Source organism: Agrobacterium sp. LY4 (assembly GCF_001526585.1).
Taxonomy (GTDB): Bacteria; Pseudomonadota; Alphaproteobacteria; order Rhizobiales; family Rhizobiaceae; genus Agrobacterium; species Agrobacterium leguminum.
The window spans coordinates 192524-209502 of sequence record NZ_ASYA01000052.1; the positions used below are offsets into that span (position 1 = coordinate 192524).

The following is a 16979-nucleotide window of genomic DNA, read 5'->3' on the forward strand; positions in this document are numbered from 1 at the left end:
CCATGCCGGAACTTGAAAAACACGCCTTCAAGATGAAACTCTTTGCCGGAAAAGAGGCCGAATATAAAAAGCGCCATGACGAAATATGGCCGGAACTGGTGGCGCTACTGCGCGAGGCGGGTGTGAGCGATTACTCCATTCATCTCGACCCGGAAACCAACATCCTGTTCGGGCTGCTGACGCGCCCGAAGAACCACGGCATGGCGGCACTGCCCGACCATCCAGTGATGAAGAAGTGGTGGGCGCATATGGCCGATATCATGGAGAGCAATCCCGATAATTCGCCAGTCGCAAAAGATCTTGTGACGGTGTTCCATCTGCCATGAGCGAGAGCATCAAACCGGGCCGCGTCGCGGTCATCGATATCGGCAAGACCAATGCCAAGGTCGTCGTCATCGACACCGGCAGCGGCGAAGAGATTGCCGCTGAGAAACAGGCGAACCCCGTCCTTCGCGATGGAATTTACCCGCATTACGATGTGGAAATGCTCTGGCGCTTCATTCTCTCCGCGCTTCAGCGTTTCGGCCAAAAGCCCGGTTTCGATGCGATTACCATCACCACCCATGGCGCTTCGGCAGCACTTCTCAATGGAAACGGCGATCTCGCCATGCCGGTGCTCGATTATGAACACGGCTATCCCACAGCCATTGAGGCAGCCTATCGCGGCATCAGGCCCGATTTTGCCGAGACCGGCTCACCGCAGCTTCCCGTCGGGCTGAACCTTGGCGCGCAAATCCATTTCCAGAAAACGGCCTTTCCGGACGACTTCTCCAGAGTTCGCAGCATCGTCACCTATGCGCAATATTGGGCGGGGCGACTGACGGGCATTCAGGCCACGGAAACGACCTCGCTCGGCTGCCATACGGATCTCTGGAACCCACGCCGGAGAAGTTTCTCCTCACTCGTCGCGCGTCTCGACATCGAACAATTGATGGCGCCGGTTCGCTCCGCTTTCGATGTGTTGGGAACAATTCGCCCGTCGCTGGCGCTGGAAACCGGTCTTTCACCGCATATGCCGGTCTATTGTGGCATCCACGATTCCAACGCATCGCTCCTGCCGCATCTTCTGCGCCGGGACGGTGATTTTTCGGTCGTCTCCACCGGCACCTGGGTGGTGAATTTCGCCATCGGCGGCGCGGCGGGTTCGCTCGATCCCACCCGTGACACACTCCTGAATGTCGATGCTTTCGGCCGTCCCGTTCCCTCCTCCCGTTTCATGGGCGGCAGGGAATATGAAATGCTGGCGCAGCAATTCGGGGCGGCGGAAGACGAAGCGATAGACGCGGCCCTCGGCGGTGTGGTTGCCAGGGGCATGATGCTGCTGCCGAGCGTCGTCAGCGGCTCCGGCCCATTTCCGGACAAGGCGGCGCGCTGGATTGGCGATGAAAATGCCACGGCCGCGGAACGGCACGCAGCGGCGGCGCTTTATCTTGCCCTGATGACGGAATGCAGCCTCTTGCTCATCGGGCGGAAAGGTCCGATCCTTGTGGAAGGCCCCTTCGCCAGCAACACCCTTTATCTGAAGGCGCTGGCCGGCTTTGCAGAGACCGAAGTAACGGCGGTCGAAGGGTCCACGGGCACCAGCGCCGGTGCGGCCCTGCTCACCGGCATCAAGCCGCTTGCCGGTCGCGAGCGCCATTTCACGCCGCACGACATTCCCGGTCTTGCTTCTTACCGCAATGCCTGGCGAGCCCGTCTGGCCTGATGCGAAACGCAAAATGCGGCCGAATGGTCGGCCGCATTATGATTTTGCAGAAGGATCAGCCCTTGATGAAGGCCAGAAGATCGGCGTTCAGCACATCGGCATTGACGGTGAGCATACCGTGCGAGAAGCCGGGATAGGTCTTCAGCGTGCCATTTTTCAAAAGCTTCACCGATTTCAGCGCAGAGTCGGCAATCGGCACGATCTGGTCGTCTTCACCATGCAGCACCAGCGTCGGAACGCTGATATTCTTCAGGTCTTCGGTCTGGTCGGTTTCCGAGAAGGCCTTGATGCCATCGTAATGGGCCTTTGCGCCGCCCATCATGCCCTGCCGCCACCAGTTCTGGATAACGCCTTCATGAACGGTCGCGCCATCGCGGTTGAAGCCGTAGAAGGGACCGGCCGGTACATCGCGGAAGAATTGCGCGCGGTTTGCAGCGAGCGACGAGCGGAAGCCGTCAAAAACCTCCATCGGCAGACCTTCCGGATTGGCCGCGGTCTTGAGCATCAGCGGCGGCACGGCGGAAACGAGAACCGCCTTGGCGACACGGCCGGCGGGTTCGCCATGTTTTGCGACATAACGGGCGACTTCGCCGCCACCGGTGGAATGGCCGATATGGACGGCGTTCTTTAGATCGAGGGCCTCAACGACAGCAAAGGCGTCGGCGGCGTAGTGATCCATGTCATGACCGTCGGCAACCTGGGCGGAACGGCCATGACCACGGCGGTCATGGGCGACGACGCGAAAACCCTTGGAAACGAAGAACAGCATCTGCGCATCCCAGTCATCGGACGAGAGCGGCCAGCCATGGTGGAACATGATCGGCTGGGCATCCTTCGGGCCCCAGTCCTTGTAGAAGATTTCGGTTCCGTCTGTCGTCTTAACAAAGCCCATGATCGTTACTCCTTCGGTTGCGTTGGCATCTCCGGCGCAGCCTGTTGTGCGCCGGTTTGATGGAGGGATGATGACGCAGGATAACGGTTGCAACAATTGCAACAATAATTGGGAATGAATTGCTGTTTATGAAATTATCTTCTCGACCCGCATACCATTGCGGCACACGTGCCGACCCGCTCCGCGCCCTCATACAAGTGTGAGAACGGGGATGACCGGCGGAGGGTTCCGTGAATTCGACGCGGCCTCAGTCCACCTCGGGATCGTATTCTCTCGGGCTCTCGTCCTTCGAGAACAGGACACAGGGCCCGCGTGAACCGCGCGGATCATAGGCATATCCCTTGGCGGTCAGCGCCTGCATGATATCGCGAACCCCGGCGAGACCGTAAAGATGGTCATGCAGTTCCACGAATATCCGCTCCACGCCGGTCAGATCGGCCCTGCCGAGCAGATCGCGTTCCGCACCCTCGATATCCATCACGAGCGCGGTGATGCCCCGGCTGGCGATAAATTCATCGATATTGGCGGAGGAAATTTCGATGCGTTTTTCATAAGGGCCCTGATTTTCGTCCATGGACGACATCCAGAGATCCCTGCGCACGTAAAAAGGATAGGAGCTCGGCTCATCGGCGGTGAGAAGTCCCTGCGAAAACACGACATTGCCGCGGCAATTGGCCTTGATTACCCGCTCTGCCAGCGCCGCGGTGGAGGGGTTGGCCTCGAAGGCCCAGACGGAAACATCCTCGATGCCGGCGATGATCGAGGTGATGATCCCGATACCGGAGCCCAGCTCCAGCACCCGATCGCCGGGCTTGATGGCTTTCAGGACGCTGCGGGCCTCTTTCGCCTCATAGCTGCCGTCGGTCAGCGCCTGCCAGATGGCCGGCGACACCTCATCGGAAGAGAGGGGAAGGGCAACTCCATGAACGTCCAGTATTTCCATGTCTCAAGCCTTTTCGCAAAACCCGGCCGCTTTGTCGCAATGATCCCATATCGACCGGGAATGCTCTACAGCATCGTTGCGGCAACCGGTATCGGTTTTCGCAAGCAACGCTATGACGTGGTAAAAATTCAAGATACGACCGCCGCCAAAAACAGGCGCGTGTCAGACGGAACTCCAGGCCACAAGCTCCTTGGCCGGCAACGGTCTGCTGATCAGATATCCCTGAACCTGATCGCAGCCGAGACGCCTGACGCATTCATATTGCTCTTCCGTCTCGATACCTTCCGCAATCGTCGTCATCCGCAGACTGCGGCCGACGCCGACCACGAATTCCACGATCGCCAGCGCGTCGCGGTCGCTGGTGATATCGCGCAGGAACGAGCGGTCGATCTTGATCTTGTCGAAAGGCACGCCGCGCAAATTGGCGAGCGACGAATAACCTGTCCCGAAATCATCCATGGCGATCTGAATGCCGACGGCCTTCAGGCGCGCAGCGTGTTGATCGTCTGGTCGCTCTTGTTGAGCAGGATAGATTCGGTGATTTCAAGCTCGAGCCGGCTGGGTTCCAGCCCGCTTTTCTCAAGCGCGCCCATGACGTTCTGGATGAGACTGGTGCTGTGGAACTGAACCGGCGACAGATTGACCGCCACCTTCATGTCCTCGTCCCAGCCCATCGCCTCGCGGCAGGCGGTCTCCATCACCCATTTTCCGAGCGAATGGATGAGACCGGTTCTTTCCGCGACGGGAATGAACACGCTGGGCGGCACATCGCCCCGCACCGGATGTTTCCAGCGCAGCAGCGCCTCGAAGCCGCAAAGCTTGCGTGTCTGCGTCGCCACCTGCGGCTGGTAATAGACTTCCATCTCGTCGTTCTGCAATGCGGTCTGCAGGTCGGCCTCGAAGGATTTCTTCTCGGTCAGCTGCTTCTGCATGCGGACCTTGAAAACGCTCGCCCGGCCGGGGCCGATGGCTTTCGCCTCGTAAAGCGCCAGATCCGCGCGCTTGAACAATTCATCCGCGTCGACGGCGCCGTGCGATATGGCGATGCCGATGCAGGTGCCGATTTTGACCTCCTGCTCGCCCAGCTGGTAGGTGCGGCTGATCTGGTCGATGAGCTTGGTGGCGAGGCGGCGGGCGGCATCCTCGTTCAGATCATCGGAGACGACGGCAAATTCGTCACCGCCCAGACGGCAGACCATGTCATAATCGCCGCCGATGCCCGAGAGACGCTGCGCCACGGCCTGAAGCAGCGCATCGCCGGCATCGTGGCCGAGCGTGTCGTTGACGTCCTTGAATCCGTCGAGATCGAGCAGGAGAATAGCCGTCGTTCCCGTCCCGCCGAAGGATCGGCGCAACCTTTCGATCAGTTCCTGCCGGAACAGCGCGCGGTTCGGCAGTCCCGTCAGCGCGTCATGATAGGCGTCGTGTTCGAGCCGGACGTTCTTCGCCTGCAATTCCAGCGTCGCGGCACGCAGATCGTCCGTCAGGCCGCGCATGCTTTTCTGCGCACGGTTCAGGAGATCGTTCTGGCGAAGCAGCAATATGACAAGCGCAATACCGCACAGGATGAGGCCGCCCGCCAGCGCGGTATAGACGATATGCAGCTTGCGCACATCCTCATGGGCCGTATCGATCAGATTGACGTCATAAGCGACGGAAGACGAGGCAAGCGTCGTCATCGGCGCATCAAGCGCGCTCATCGTCGCCAGCAGATCCGGAACCTCGGCCGGATTGAGGTTGTTCACCTGCTGCTCCAGACGGGCCAGAACAGCATCGAGGCGGGTTACGAGATCCCGCCACTGCTGTTTTTCATTGATGAAGGCCCCGAGATTGCCCTGCTTCAAAAGCTCAAGCCGGCTCAGCATGATGTCCAGGCGCAGTTGCAGCTCATCCCGGTCGATCTTGCCGGGATTGAGCGCGAACACGGCCAGCTTGTTCTGGAGGCGCAGATATTCGGCTACGGTCTGGCTGACGGCCCAGGAATCATTGTAGCGGGCGAATTTCTGCAGAGCGGTCTGCCGCTCGGCAATGACGAAAGCGATATAGCCCGTTGCCAGGACGAAGCAACAGATGATCACCGCCACAAGTTTTCGCAAACGGCACCTTTATTCCACTATCAGTTTGGCAACTTGCCATGCGGACCGCGAATAATAGGTCTGCTTCTGCAGTTCCGGATCGCTGTCATAGGGATAGATGACGAACAACGGGCCTTTTTCGCGAACTGTCATGTAATTGCCATCCAGCTTGATCGCCAGAATAACGTTAAATTTCTTAAAATCTTCAATCGGTATCGTGCTGACATAATCGTTGAGAGCGACTGCCGTGACGCTGGTGCCCTTTGCGCCGACGACATCCATCAATTTTGCCAGCGAAACACCATCGAAACGGACGCGGCCATCATGCCAGGGCGTCGTCGTCTCCACCGTCACCATGCCGAGCGCTTCCAGCATGTCACGATCAAATACCGCGGCACCCTCGCCATTCGTATTGGCGATGTTTCCGGATATGGTTAATATCGGTTTTCCTTGCGGTTTGGCAATTTCGCCGGCTTCGGCACAGGAAAGCCACGCGAGCGACAAGAACGCACTGAGAAGTACCCGGGCGAAACTCATACTTTTTCTCCATCGATAACGTTCAGGTCGAGGGTTTTCGCCAACCTGTAAAGGTCAAGGGAACCGACACTAGCAATATATATCAGGAATGGATGTTATATCCTCAGTGAGATTTTATCCGTATTTTCTCTAGGTTTTGAGTAAACCCTTTGGATAAGTTTTCCGTCTTATTGTATTTTTTCAGGCCACGCGTCCCATTATGACACAAGCGACAAGCTCCGGAGACCCCTCCCGATAATTCGTCAGGTGCGACAAAGGCCGAATTGTGGCGATAGCCTTTCCGTCGTCGCGCAGCTTCATCTGATTCGCCTGAGGCAGCCGGATAAGCGACGCCCCGTCCGCGTGCCAGATTGAAATGACGAATGGCAAATTCTGCGTCACGGAAAAATCATGGCGATTGCCGGAGCGCACGGTTGAAACATATCGCCCGGGCCTTAATATAAAGGCTGTCGTTTCCGTTTCCGACAATTCCAGAAGCCCCCGTCGGAAATATCCAGACACATGTTCCGCGCAGCGAAAGCCGCGATGCCGGATATCGTCCGGCCAGGAAAATTCTGTTCACGTCTCCGGGCCGGACGGCATTTCGCCGTATCGGCCGCATCATGAAGGTAGCCCCTATGCACACCTATCCCGACATCAAACTTCTCATTGATGGCGAATGGCGAGACGCCGTTTCCGGCAAGACGATCGCCGTGTCCGATCCGGCAACCGACGAGATCATCGGCGCGATTGCGCATGCCGAGAAGGAAGACCTCGATCTGGCGCTTGCCGCCGCCGAGCGCGGTTTCAGGGTGTGGCGCGACACCTCGCCCTTCGAGCGCTCGAAGATCATGCGCAGGGCGGCCGATATTCTGCGCGAGCGCAAAGACAAGATCGCCTACATCATGACCCGCGAACAGGGCAAGCCGCTGGCGCAATCGGGCACCGAGGTCATGGGCGCCGCCGACACCATCGACTGGTTCGCGGAAGAAGCGCGCCGCACCTATGGCCAGGTCATCCCGGCGCGCGCAACCGGCGTTTCGCAGCTTGCCATCAAGCTGCCGGTCGGTCCCGTCGCGGCGTTTACGCCGTGGAATTTTCCGATCAACCAGATCGTCCGCAAGCTTTCCGCAGCGCTTGCCACTGGCTGCTCCATCATCGTCAAGGCGCCGGAGGAAACACCCGCATCGCCGGCCGAACTGATCCGCGCCTTCGTGGATGCGGGCGTGCCGGCGGGCGTCATCGGCCTCGTTTACGGCGTTCCATCCGAGATTTCGGAATATCTGATCCCGCATCCGGTCATCCGCAAGATCTCCTTCACCGGTTCCACCCCCATCGGCAAACATCTGGCCGCACTTGCCGGCAAGCACATGAAGCGCGCCACCATGGAGCTCGGCGGCCATGCGCCGGTGATGATCTTTAACGACGCCGATATCGACAAGGCAATCGAAGTCACCTCGCTTGCCAAGTTCCGCAATGCCGGCCAGGTCTGTGTCGCCCCCACCCGCTTCCTCGTGCAGGACGGCGTGGCCGACCGTTTCCTTGAAGGTTTCGTGGAAGCGACGAAGGCCATCAAGGTCGGCAACGGGCTGGAAGACGGCGTCATCATGGGGCCGCTCGCCAATGAGCGCCGCATTCCGGCGCTGGAAGGCCTCATTAACGACGCCGTTTCCCATGGTGCAGAATTGAAGACCGGCGGCCGCCGCATCGGCAACAAGGGCAATTTCTTCGAGCCGACGGTTCTCGCCAATGTGCCGACCACCGCCAAAATCATGAATGACGAGCCCTTCGGCCCGGTCGCCATCATCAACCGCTTCTCGAGCTTCGATGACGCCATCACCGAGGCGAACCGCCTGCCCTTCGGGCTTGCATCCTACGCCTTCACCGGCTCGGTCAAGACCGCGCACGCGCTCGGTCAGCAGGTCGAGGCCGGCATGCTGACCATCAACCACAACGGCCTTGCGCTTCCGGAAGTCCCCTTCGGCGGCATCAAGGATTCCGGTTATGGCACGGAAGGCGGCTCGGAAGCGGTTCAGGCCTATCTGGAGACCAAATTCGTCAGCCAGATGAGCTGAGTTGCACAGAAACTTCTTCTCCCCGCCGGGGAGAAGATGCCCGAAGGGCAGATGAGGGGGCGAGCTCTCCGCATATCGCTACGCTCGCCCCCTCATCCCGCTGCCGCGACCTTCTCCCCCTCGGGGAGAAGGCGAAAGTCGCACTCGCTCGATCCATTCTCACCTCCGATCGTTGCTCAGCCTTCTTGCGTATAGCCTCCTTCTGCCCTAAAAGAACAAAAAGTGAACTTTGGGGAACGATATGAGCGACGCGGCGGCACCGGCACTGAAGGAAATCTTCAACCGCGAGAAACTGCGGCATATCGCCGATGAGACCAAGGCCGTTCATCCGCCATTTGACGTTTCCGCCTTCATGGCGCTCGCCACCGAAAACCTTGAAGCGCTGGGCATCATGCAGCGCATGCGGCAGGTGGCGACGAGCCTGCATGCGACACTTCCCGGCGACTATGCCCGCAACATCGAAATCCTGACCGCCGCAGCGCCGGGCATCGGCAACGGTTTCGCCTCCATTTCGCTGCCGGAATATGTGGCGCTCTACGGCCTCGATGATTTCGACCTTTCCATGGAAGCGCTGCATTATTTCACCCGCTTCGGCTCCTCGGAATTCGCCATCCGTCATTTTTTGCAAAAGGACTTAGGCGCCACCCTCGCCGTGATGGAAACGTGGTCGCGGCACGAGAACGAACATGTGCGGCGTCTGGCGAGCGAAGGCTGCCGGCCCCGCCTGCCATGGTCGTTCCAGCTCAAACCTCTCATCGACGATCCCTCGCCCGTGACAGCAATCCTCGACACGATGAAAGCCGACGAGGCGCTTTATGTGCGCAAATCCGTCGCCAATCATCTGAACGACATCACCAAGGACAATCCCGCTTTCGTGCTGGGGCTGATCGATAGATGGCCGAAGGACAATCCGCATACACGCTGGATCACACGGCAGGCCCTGCGCACATTGATCAAGAAGGGCGATGCCGCCGCACTTGCCCATCTCGGCGCGCATGAGGAAGCGGAAATTTCCCTTGCGGCATTTCAGGTTACGCCGGACAAAGTCGCACTCGGCAATCCGGTGCGGATTTCAGCCTCCTTCACCTCGACGGCGAAACGGCCTCAGAAACTGGTGATCGACTACGCCGTGCACTACGTGAAGAAGAGCGGCGACGCCTCCGCGAAAGTCTTCAAGTGGAAAGAGATCGAACTTCAGCCCGGCGAGACATGCGCGCTGTCGATCAGCCGCGCCATACGCGATTTCACGACCCGCAAGCACTATCCGGGCATCCATAGGGTCGACCTGATGATCAACGGCAAGCTTGTGGCAGAAAGCGCCTTCGAGCTTCTGGGCTGATAGCGCCTCACGCCGCCGGGAAAATCTTCGCCCGGCGGATGATGACGGAACCGCGGTCTCCGGCGGCGACATCGTTTTCCGGCGGCACGTCGAATTCCAGGAGGTCGCCGCCATCGGTGCTGGCGATCACCCGGCGCTCGCCCGCCCGGTCGAGAACCCGCGCCACAGAGGCCGGAATGCCCTCATGCAGATCTTCCCACTCCAGATCGCCGGGGCGGGCATAGATGTCCACCGCGCCATCGCCTTGAGCATAGGAGAAAGGCAGCTCGTTATCGCCGACATAGACCTTGCCGCCGCGCGCCACGCCGGACACCCGGTTGGCATCGCCCAGAAAGCGCATGACGAAGGCGCTGTTCGGCTGGCGGCAGACCTCCTTCGGCGTACCCTGCTGCACGATCTCGCCCTGATTGAGAATGACCACACGGTCGGCAAGATCGAGCGCCTCTTCCTGGTCATGCGTCACGAAAATCGTGGTGATGCCGAGCGAATCGTGAATCTCGCGCAGCCAGCGGCGCAGGTCGCGGCGCACATTGGCGTCCAGCGCCCCGAAGGGCTCATCGAGCAGAAGCACCTTCGGGTCGACCGAAAGCGCACGCGCCAGCGCCACGCGCTGCCGCTGGCCGCCGGAAATCTGCGCCGGGAAACGGTCGCCCAGGCCATCGAGCTTCACCAGCCGCAGAAGCTCTTCGACGCGGGCATCGATTGCCACCTTGTCCCGCTTCACCTTCGAAACCTTCATGCCGAAAGCGATGTTTTGATGCAGGGTCATATGCGGAAACAGCGCGTAATGCTGGAACACGAAACCGACGCCGCGGTCCCGCACCGGAATATTGGTGGCGTCCTCGTCGCCGAAAAAGATACGGCCGCCATCGCTATATTCGAGACCGGCAACCATGCGCAAAATCGTGGTCTTGCCGGAGCCTGAGGGACCGAGCAGCGCCAGAAGCTCGCCGCTTTCGATATCCAGCGAAACATCGCGCACGGCGCGGAAGGTATCGAAGGTCTTCACCACATTTTCGAGGCGGATTTTCATGGGAATCAGGTCTCCGTGGCGATGGCGGCATCGCCGTTGGTCTTCTTGGCCCCGCGCCCGGCACCGCGCCGTTCCAGCGCCACCTTGGCGATGATGGTGACGACGGCGAGGGTGGCGAGGATCGAGGCCGAGGCAAAAGCGCCGGCCGTCTGGTAGTCGTGGTAAAGCAGCTCGATATGCAGCGGCAGCGTATTGGTCTGGCCGCGAATATTGCCCGATACGACCGATACCGCGCCGAATTCACCCATCACGCGGGCGTTGCACAGCACGACGCCGTAAAGCAGCGCCCATTTAATATTCGGCAAGGTGACCGAAAAGAAAGTGCGCCAGCCGGATGCGCCAAGCGAGGTCGCCGCCTCTTCCAGATCGCGGCCCTGCGCCTGCATCAGCGGGATAAGTTCCCGCGCCACGAAAGGTGCGGTGACGAACATCGAGGCAATGACGATGCCGGGCAGCGCAAAAAGTATCTTGATGTCATGCGCATCGAGGAACGGGCCGAAAAGCCCCTGCAGGCCGTAAACAAAGAGATAGGCGACACCGGCGACGATCGGCGAGATGGAAAAGGGTATCTCGATCAGCACCAGCAGGAATCGTCGACCGGGGAAATCGAACTTGGTGATCGCCCATGCGGCCGCAACACCGAAGGCCGTATTGACCGGCACGGCGATCAGCGCCGTCAGCACCGTCAGCATGATGGCGTGGCGGGTATCGGGATGGGTGATGGTGGCCGTATAGGCCTTCCAGCCCTGCGAAAAGGCCTCGACGCCGATGATGATAAGCGGCGCCAGGACCAACAGGGCGCCGATGACCAGCACGAAAGAAATCAGGCTGCGGCGAACGAAAGGCGCGTCGCCGACGCGTGGCGGTTTGCGATGTGAAGAAACGGCGCTCATCTCTCAGCCCCTCACCGTATAACGAAGCGCGCGCGCCTGCAGATAATTGGTTACCGCCAGCATCACGAAGGCGGTGATGAGCAGCACGGAGGCGATGGCGGCGGCCGCCTGATAATCATATTCCTCCAGCCGGATGAAAATCAGAAGCGCCGTGATTTCCGTCGAAAACGGCTGGTTACCGGCGATGAAGATGATCGCCCCGAATTCGCCGAGGCTGCGGGCGAAGGACAGCGACAGACCGGCGAGCAACGCCGGCGTCAACAGCGGCAGGATGATCTTGCGGAAAATTTCGAGATCGGAACCGCCGAGCGACTGCGCCGCTTCCTCAAGCGCCGGATCGAGGTCTTCCAGCACCGGCTGCACGGTACGCACGATGAAGGGCAGGCTGGTAAAGGCCATCGCCACCATGATGCCGAGCGGCGTGTAAGCCACCTTGATGCCGAATTGCGAAAGCACCGAGCCGAACCAGCCATTGCCCGCAAACAGCGTCGTCAACGCAATGCCGGCAACGGCGGTGGGAAGCGCAAAAGGCAGATCGACGATGGCATCGACGATGCGCCAGCCGGGAAAACGGTAACGCGTCAGCACCCAGGCGAGCGCCAGCCCGAAGATGACGTTGAACAGCGTGGCGGCCAGAGCGCAGAGCACGGTAACACGATAACTGGCCACGGCGCGCGGCGAGGAGATGATCGACCAATATTCGGCAGGGCCGAGGCTTGCCGCCTTGAACACCAATGCCGAGAGCGGCAGAAGCACGATTATGGCAACGTAAGTCAGGGTAACGCCAAGGGACAATTTCAGCCCCGGCAGAACATTCCGCTTCAAACCCCGCCCCCATTCATCAAAAAGCGACCCGGCGGTTTCCCGCCGGGTCTTTACCTGTTGCGTATCGCTGTGATTAACGGCTGCCGTAAAGCGTATCAAGCGTCGCGCCGGATGCAAAATGCTCTTTCTGGATTTTGTCCCAGCCGCCGAAGACATCATCGACGTTGACGAGGCGAATGGCCGGGAACTTGTCCTTGAATTCGCCGACGACCTTTTCATTGTGGACGCGGTGGCCGAATTCGGCGGCGATGCGCTGGCCTTCCTCGGTATAGAGGAAGTCGAGATAGCTCTTCGCCAGATCGCGCGAGCCACGCTTGTCGACCACCTTGTCCACCACGGCCACCGGGAATTCGGCCAGCAGGCTGACGGAGGGCACGACGCCTTCCACCTTGTCTGCGCCATATTGCTTGGCGATGCCGCGCGTCTCTGCTTCGAAGGTGATCAGCACGTCGCCGATTTCACGCTCAACGAAGGTGGTGGTGGCGGCACGGCCTCCCGTGTCGAACACCGGCGTATTGTCGAAGATTTTCTTGACGAATGCCTGAACCTTCGCGTCGTCGCCGTTGAACTTCTCCTTGGCGTAAGCCGTGGCGGCGAGATAGGTGTAACGGGCGTTACCCGAGGTCTTCGGATTGGGGAAGACGATCTTCACATCGTCGCGGGCAAGATCGTCCCAGTCCTTGATGCCCTTGGGATTGCCGGCGCGCACGAGGAAGGACGGGAAGGAATAAAAGGGCGATGCGTCGTTCGCAAAATCCTTCTTCCAGTCGGCGGAAACGAAGCCCTGCTTCACCAGAAAATCGACATCGGTGACCTGATTGAAGGTGACGACGTCGGCTTCCAGACCCTCGACGATGGCGCGCGCCTGCTTGGAAGTGCCGGCATGCGACTGGTCGACCGTGACGCCCGGATGCAGCTTGATGAACGCCTCGTTCTCGGCCGCGAAAACTTCGCGGGCGACATCGTAGGATGCGTTGAGAATGGTGGTCGGAGACTGCGCCTGCGCCGCACCTGCAAAAAGAGCGGCAATGGCAGTACCGATAATGAGAAGACGTTTCATGAATACCCCCGGCAATTCGAATGGTGCTCAACATAGCGGGCGGCGACAACGCCCGCGAGAAACAGCCATGCTTTCCGGGCGCGCGGATTGGAAATTTCACCCAAAGAATATCGACTCCAAAGGCGATGATTTCATATACGGCAAGAAGCCGGATTTCTTTTGCGCCGACCTAAAGACGATGATCGGGAAACAGATTGCCGGAATGCGCTGCAAAATAAGGCGCAATGTCCTCCTCCCTCACCTCCCCCAGCCGTGCCGGTTGCCAGCGGGGATTGCGGTCCTTGTCGACCAGCGCAGCACGCACGCCTTCGTAAAAATCATGCTGGCGCAATATTTCCGTGCCGGCGGCAAATTCCCGCTCCAGGCATTCGATGAGGCTCGCGCTTTCCCGGCCGAGACGCAGCAGCTTCAGGGTCAGTTTCAGACTGGTGGGGGAGCGTTTTTGCAGGACCTCGAGGGTCTCGCGCGAAAACGCATCCTGGCGCGCCGAAAGCGCGGCGAAAATCTCCTCGACCGTGTCGAAACGGAATGTCGCGTCGATGATATCCCGATTTATGGATAAAACGCCTTCACCGGCCTCGACGGCGTGCGCCGCGATCGCCGTCTCGATGCTGTCCGTATCCACCGCTTGCGACAGGTCTTGGACCAACCCGTCGAGACGGTCCGAAGGAACAAGATAGTCGGCAAAACCGGCATAGATGGCATCGGCAGCGGTAACGGCATTGCCCGTCAACCCCAGCCAGGCGCCGCATTCGCCCGGCGCCCGTGGCAAAAGCCAGGAGCCGCCGACATCCGGGAAATAACCGATGCCGGTTTCCGGCATGGCGAGTTTTGTGCGTTCCGTGACGATGCGGTGGCTGCCATGGGCTGAAATGCCGACACCGCCGCCCATGACGATGCCATCCATCAGCGCGATGTAGGGCTTGCCGAAGTGGGCAATGCGATAGTTGAGCGGAAATTCTTCCCGCCAGAAATCAAGCACCTGCGGGTCGCCCGCCTTGCCGAGATCGTGAATGATACGAACATCGCCCCCGGCGCAAAGCCCCCTGTCGCCTTCCCCTGTAAGTACCACACAGGAAACACCGGCATCCTCTTCGAAACACTGAAGCGCCTGAAACAGGTCGCGCACCATCGGCAAGGTCAGGCTGTTGATGGCCTTCGGGCGGTTGAGGCGAATGATGCCTGCACCTCCCCGTTTTTCGACGATGACCTGCGCATCCGCTTCTGTTCTCTGTTCCAAGACCGCCTCCTCCGCTGCCCATTCATCCGGCCATCTTGGCGGCCCTGGCGCGATCACGCAACGTTGATCTTGTTCTGCGGGAACGTCTTTCGCTCAAACCGCTTTAACGGGCAGAAAATGCCAGAAATCCGTTTTCGCAATGCAGCATGTTTGCTTGACGCCCGGAAAATCATGGCATGTAATGGGTTCTGGAAATGCCGGCATTGATTCCTGTCGAGCGTGTGCCGGACCAAAGCGGAATGTCGCCTTCTCATAGGCGCTGTAAACAGCAACGGGAGACGAGCATGCAGGTTTCGGAACACGAATGGATCAGTAAACGGGCATATACACTCTGGGAAAAGGAAGGTCACCCCCATGGGCGCGACGCGCACCATTGGGAACAGGCCAAGCATGAATTTTCGCTGCTGAAGACATCGGAAGCGACGAAACCCGCAACGCGCAAGAAGGCCGCTCCCAAGGCCGCTGCTGCAGAAGCCGCACCGGATGCGGAAGCCCCGGCAAAACCCAAGGCCCGTGCCCGCAAGGCTGCCGCCGCGAAATAACGGCTCGTAAAGCCAAGTTGAAGCCATAAATGAAAAAGCCCGACAATCGTGCCGGGCTTTGTCTGTTTAGCGCGGGTCACAACCCGGATCGCCGATCCGGCAGCCATCGCGGAAATTTTCCGAAGCAGGCGCACGGCGCGGGTCATCCCATTGGCGACGCTCTGGGCGACGCTGGCCTTCATCCTGGTTCTGCTGGCCATCGCGATTGCGGTCGCGGTTTTCATCTTCGAAGCGGCGGCGGTCGTCGTCGCGACGCGGCCTGTCCTGATTTCTGTCACCCTGGTTCCAGTCGCCGTAACGACGTTCCCAGCGCCCGTCATTCGGGCCACCACCCTGGCGGGGGTCACGCCACTCGTCACGCGGACGCGGGCGATCCCAGTCGGCGCGGGGCGGCGGAGGCGCGGCGTTCCAGTAACCGCCGGACGGCGGCGGACGGCGCCAGCGGTCGCGCTCGCGGTAAAAGTCGCGGTCGCGATAATAGCGGTCCCAATAACGGCCGACTTCGAAGGTGATCACCGGCACGCCGAGATCGCGGTAATAACGCGGTTCGACATAGACCCGGTTCTGCCGGTAGGTCGTTGCGATATAACGCCCGGCCACCCAGCCGCGGCCGCCCACGAAGGAAACATCGCACCACGGCGTATCGGAAAGGCAGCCGTGCACCGTGAGCGGCGCGCCGTTCGGGATAACCACGACGGCCGGATAGGCCGTGCTCGGGCCGGAGCGCATATTCACATTCGCGGTGGCGAAACCCCGCGTCGCAGCTTCGGCAAGTGCCGGTGCGGCGAGCATGGCCACCAGCGCAATTGCGCCAAACAGTTTTTTCTTCACTTCTTTCTCCTCAAGCAAAGGCCCGCTTTGCCCTTGTCAGCATCCACCATGTTCGATGGACGAGTATGCGTTCCGCATACTGCCACGACCGGAAAATACGCGGTTCTGCATGAACGCAGCATGAAACAAATGAGGCATCCAATCAGTTCCACCTGCGGCAATCAGCGCCCGATAAATCGCCGCCGGAATGGACCGCCGGTCTTGACTTCGGGGGGCAATCATCCGACTTCAATGCAACAGCAATATGGAGCAGAACCATGAGCGAAACCGCACAGACGACCGTCGACCAGAGCGAAGTGGATCGCTTCTCCGCGATGGCTGCGGAGTGGTGGAGCCCGACCGGCAAGTTCCGCCCGCTGCACAAGTTCAATCCGGTACGGCTCGAATATATCCGCAACCGTATCTGCGAGAATTTCGGCCGCGACCCGAAGGCGCACCGCCCGCTGGAAGGGCTGCGCATATTGGATATCGGCTGCGGCGGCGGCCTTCTCTCCGAACCCGTTGCACGCATGGGCGCGGATGTGGTGGGCGCCGACCCCTCGGAAAAGAATATCGGCATCGCCTCCACCCATGCCCGCGAAAGCGGGGTCAGCGTCGATTACCGCGCCGTGACTGCCGAGCAGTTGCAGGAAGCCGGCGAAACCTTCGACGTCATCCTCAACATGGAGGTGGTCGAGCATGTGGCCAATGTCGATCTCTTCGTCACCACCTGCGCGAAAATGGTGCGCCCCGGCGGCCTGATGTTCGCCGCCACCATCAACCGCACGCTCAAAGCCCGGGCACTGGCGATCTTTGCCGCCGAAAACGTGCTGCGCTGGCTGCCGCGCGGCACGCACCAGTATGAAAAGCTCGTTCGCCCGGAAGAGCTCGAGCGGCCGCTGGTGGCGAGCGGCATGGATATCATCCACCGCACCGGCGTCTTCTACAACGTGCTGCAGGATCGCTGGAATCTTTCGCCGGATATGGATGTCAACTACATGATGCTGGCGAAGCGGCCGGCGCAAGGGTAA

Annotated in this window: 15 protein-coding genes and 1 pseudogene; 6 read left to right on the plus strand and 10 right to left on the minus strand. The window is 60.0% G+C overall.

All coding sequences use genetic code 11. The annotated features are described in order from the left end of the window. Positions 1–2: 2 nt before the first annotated feature. Both rhaM and L904_RS24345 read left to right on the plus strand, forming a co-directional pair. The gene (gene rhaM / locus L904_RS24340; RefSeq protein WP_035262528.1) at positions 3–326 is read left to right on the plus strand and encodes an L-rhamnose mutarotase; all 324 of its coding nucleotides are present in this window, start codon (positions 3–5) and stop codon (positions 324–326) included. Further along, complete coding sequence (locus L904_RS24345) at positions 323–1705, plus strand: FGGY-family carbohydrate kinase (protein WP_035262526.1); 1383 nt, start codon at positions 323–325, stop codon at positions 1703–1705. The genes rhaM and L904_RS24345 overlap by 4 nt, the downstream gene beginning before the upstream one ends. 55 nt (positions 1706–1760) lie before the next feature. On the opposite strand, the gene L904_RS24350 is transcribed toward L904_RS24345, so the two are convergent. From L904_RS24350 to L904_RS24365, 4 genes and pseudogenes are all read right to left on the minus strand, one after another. Further along, complete coding sequence (locus L904_RS24350) at positions 1761–2597, minus strand: alpha/beta fold hydrolase (RefSeq protein WP_035262524.1); 837 nt, start codon at positions 2595–2597, stop codon at positions 1761–1763. 247 nt (positions 2598–2844) lie between these two features. Further along, a complete protein-coding gene (locus tag L904_RS24355) occupies positions 2845–3540 on the minus strand; it encodes an FkbM family methyltransferase (protein ID WP_035262521.1) in 696 nt (231 codons plus the stop codon). 162 nt (positions 3541–3702) lie between these two features. After that, positions 3703–5636: pseudogene (locus tag L904_RS24360) on the minus strand (putative bifunctional diguanylate cyclase/phosphodiesterase). 9 nt (positions 5637–5645) lie between these two features. Next, on the minus strand, positions 5646–6152 hold the full coding sequence (locus tag L904_RS24365) for a molybdopterin-dependent oxidoreductase (protein WP_003522565.1): 507 nt from the start codon (positions 6150–6152) through the stop codon (positions 5646–5648). Positions 6153–6769: 617 nt separating this feature from the next. Between L904_RS24365 and L904_RS24375 the strand changes: the two genes are divergently transcribed. Beyond that, complete coding sequence (locus L904_RS24375; RefSeq protein WP_035262510.1) at positions 6770–8206, plus strand: NAD-dependent succinate-semialdehyde dehydrogenase; 1437 nt, start codon at positions 6770–6772, stop codon at positions 8204–8206. A gap of 241 nt (positions 8207–8447) precedes the next feature. Next, the gene (locus L904_RS24380; RefSeq protein WP_035264357.1) at positions 8448–9545 is read left to right on the plus strand and encodes a DNA alkylation repair protein; all 1098 of its coding nucleotides are present in this window, start codon (positions 8448–8450) and stop codon (positions 9543–9545) included. A 7-nt stretch (positions 9546–9552) separates the two neighbouring features. Here L904_RS24380 and L904_RS24385 read toward each other — a convergent pair whose 3' ends face one another. From L904_RS24385 to L904_RS24405, 5 genes are all read right to left on the minus strand, one after another. Next, the gene (locus L904_RS24385; RefSeq protein WP_035264354.1) at positions 9553–10578 is read right to left on the minus strand and encodes a sulfate/molybdate ABC transporter ATP-binding protein; all 1026 of its coding nucleotides are present in this window, start codon (positions 10576–10578) and stop codon (positions 9553–9555) included. A gap of 5 nt (positions 10579–10583) precedes the next feature. Then, positions 10584–11471, minus strand: coding sequence for a sulfate ABC transporter permease subunit CysW (gene cysW, locus L904_RS24390; protein ID WP_020809614.1), 888 nt, complete (start codon positions 11469–11471; stop codon positions 10584–10586). Positions 11472–11474: 3 nt separating this feature from the next. After that, on the minus strand, positions 11475–12296 hold the full coding sequence (gene cysT / locus L904_RS24395) for a sulfate ABC transporter permease subunit CysT (RefSeq protein WP_003522560.1): 822 nt from the start codon (positions 12294–12296) through the stop codon (positions 11475–11477). 73 nt (positions 12297–12369) lie between these two features. Beyond that, entirely contained in the window at positions 12370–13356 is a 987-nt protein-coding gene (cysP, locus tag L904_RS24400; RefSeq protein ID WP_035264351.1) for a thiosulfate ABC transporter substrate-binding protein CysP, read from the minus strand. Positions 13357–13525: 169 nt separating this feature from the next. Next, entirely contained in the window at positions 13526–14596 is a 1071-nt protein-coding gene (locus L904_RS24405) for an enoyl-CoA hydratase/isomerase family protein (protein ID WP_020809611.1), read from the minus strand. A 284-nt stretch (positions 14597–14880) separates the two neighbouring features. Between L904_RS24405 and L904_RS24410 the strand changes: the two genes are divergently transcribed. Then, entirely contained in the window at positions 14881–15138 is a 258-nt protein-coding gene (locus tag L904_RS24410) for a DUF2934 domain-containing protein (RefSeq protein ID WP_020809610.1), read from the plus strand. Positions 15139–15204: 66 nt separating this feature from the next. On the opposite strand, the gene L904_RS24415 is transcribed toward L904_RS24410, so the two are convergent. Beyond that, the gene (locus tag L904_RS24415) at positions 15205–15969 is read right to left on the minus strand and encodes an SH3 domain-containing protein (RefSeq protein WP_031233675.1); all 765 of its coding nucleotides are present in this window, start codon (positions 15967–15969) and stop codon (positions 15205–15207) included. A gap of 257 nt (positions 15970–16226) precedes the next feature. Here L904_RS24415 and ubiG point away from each other — a divergent pair, with 257 nt between their 5' ends. Beyond that, a complete protein-coding gene (gene ubiG, locus L904_RS24420) occupies positions 16227–16979 on the plus strand; it encodes a bifunctional 2-polyprenyl-6-hydroxyphenol methylase/3-demethylubiquinol 3-O-methyltransferase UbiG (protein ID WP_003522555.1) in 753 nt (250 codons plus the stop codon).

Excerpts from the sequence above, each read along its gene's own strand:
- rhaM (WP_035262528.1), top strand. The coding sequence starts at position 3 with ATGCCGGAACTTGAAAAACACGCCTTCAAGATGAAACTCTTTGCCGGA.
- L904_RS24410 (WP_020809610.1), top strand. The coding sequence starts at position 14,881 with ATGCAGGTTTCGGAACACGAATGGATCAGTAAACGGGCATATACACTC.
- cysP (WP_035264351.1), bottom strand. The coding sequence starts at position 13,356 with ATGAAACGTCTTCTCATTATCGGTACTGCCATTGCCGCTCTTTTTGCA.
- L904_RS24385 (WP_035264354.1), bottom strand. The coding sequence starts at position 10,578 with ATGAAAATCCGCCTCGAAAATGTGGTGAAGACCTTCGATACCTTCCGC.
- L904_RS24375 (WP_035262510.1), top strand. The coding sequence starts at position 6,770 with ATGCACACCTATCCCGACATCAAACTTCTCATTGATGGCGAATGGCGA.
- L904_RS24350 (WP_035262524.1), bottom strand. The coding sequence starts at position 2,597 with ATGGGCTTTGTTAAGACGACAGACGGAACCGAAATCTTCTACAAGGAC.
- L904_RS24355 (WP_035262521.1), bottom strand. The coding sequence starts at position 3,540 with ATGGAAATACTGGACGTTCATGGAGTTGCCCTTCCCCTCTCTTCCGAT.
- cysW (WP_020809614.1), bottom strand. The coding sequence starts at position 11,471 with ATGAGCGCCGTTTCTTCACATCGCAAACCGCCACGCGTCGGCGACGCG.
- L904_RS24345 (WP_035262526.1), top strand. The coding sequence starts at position 323 with ATGAGCGAGAGCATCAAACCGGGCCGCGTCGCGGTCATCGATATCGGC.
- L904_RS24380 (WP_035264357.1), top strand. The coding sequence starts at position 8,448 with ATGAGCGACGCGGCGGCACCGGCACTGAAGGAAATCTTCAACCGCGAG.
- ubiG (WP_003522555.1), top strand. The coding sequence starts at position 16,227 with ATGAGCGAAACCGCACAGACGACCGTCGACCAGAGCGAAGTGGATCGC.
- L904_RS24365 (WP_003522565.1), bottom strand. The coding sequence starts at position 6,152 with ATGAGTTTCGCCCGGGTACTTCTCAGTGCGTTCTTGTCGCTCGCGTGG.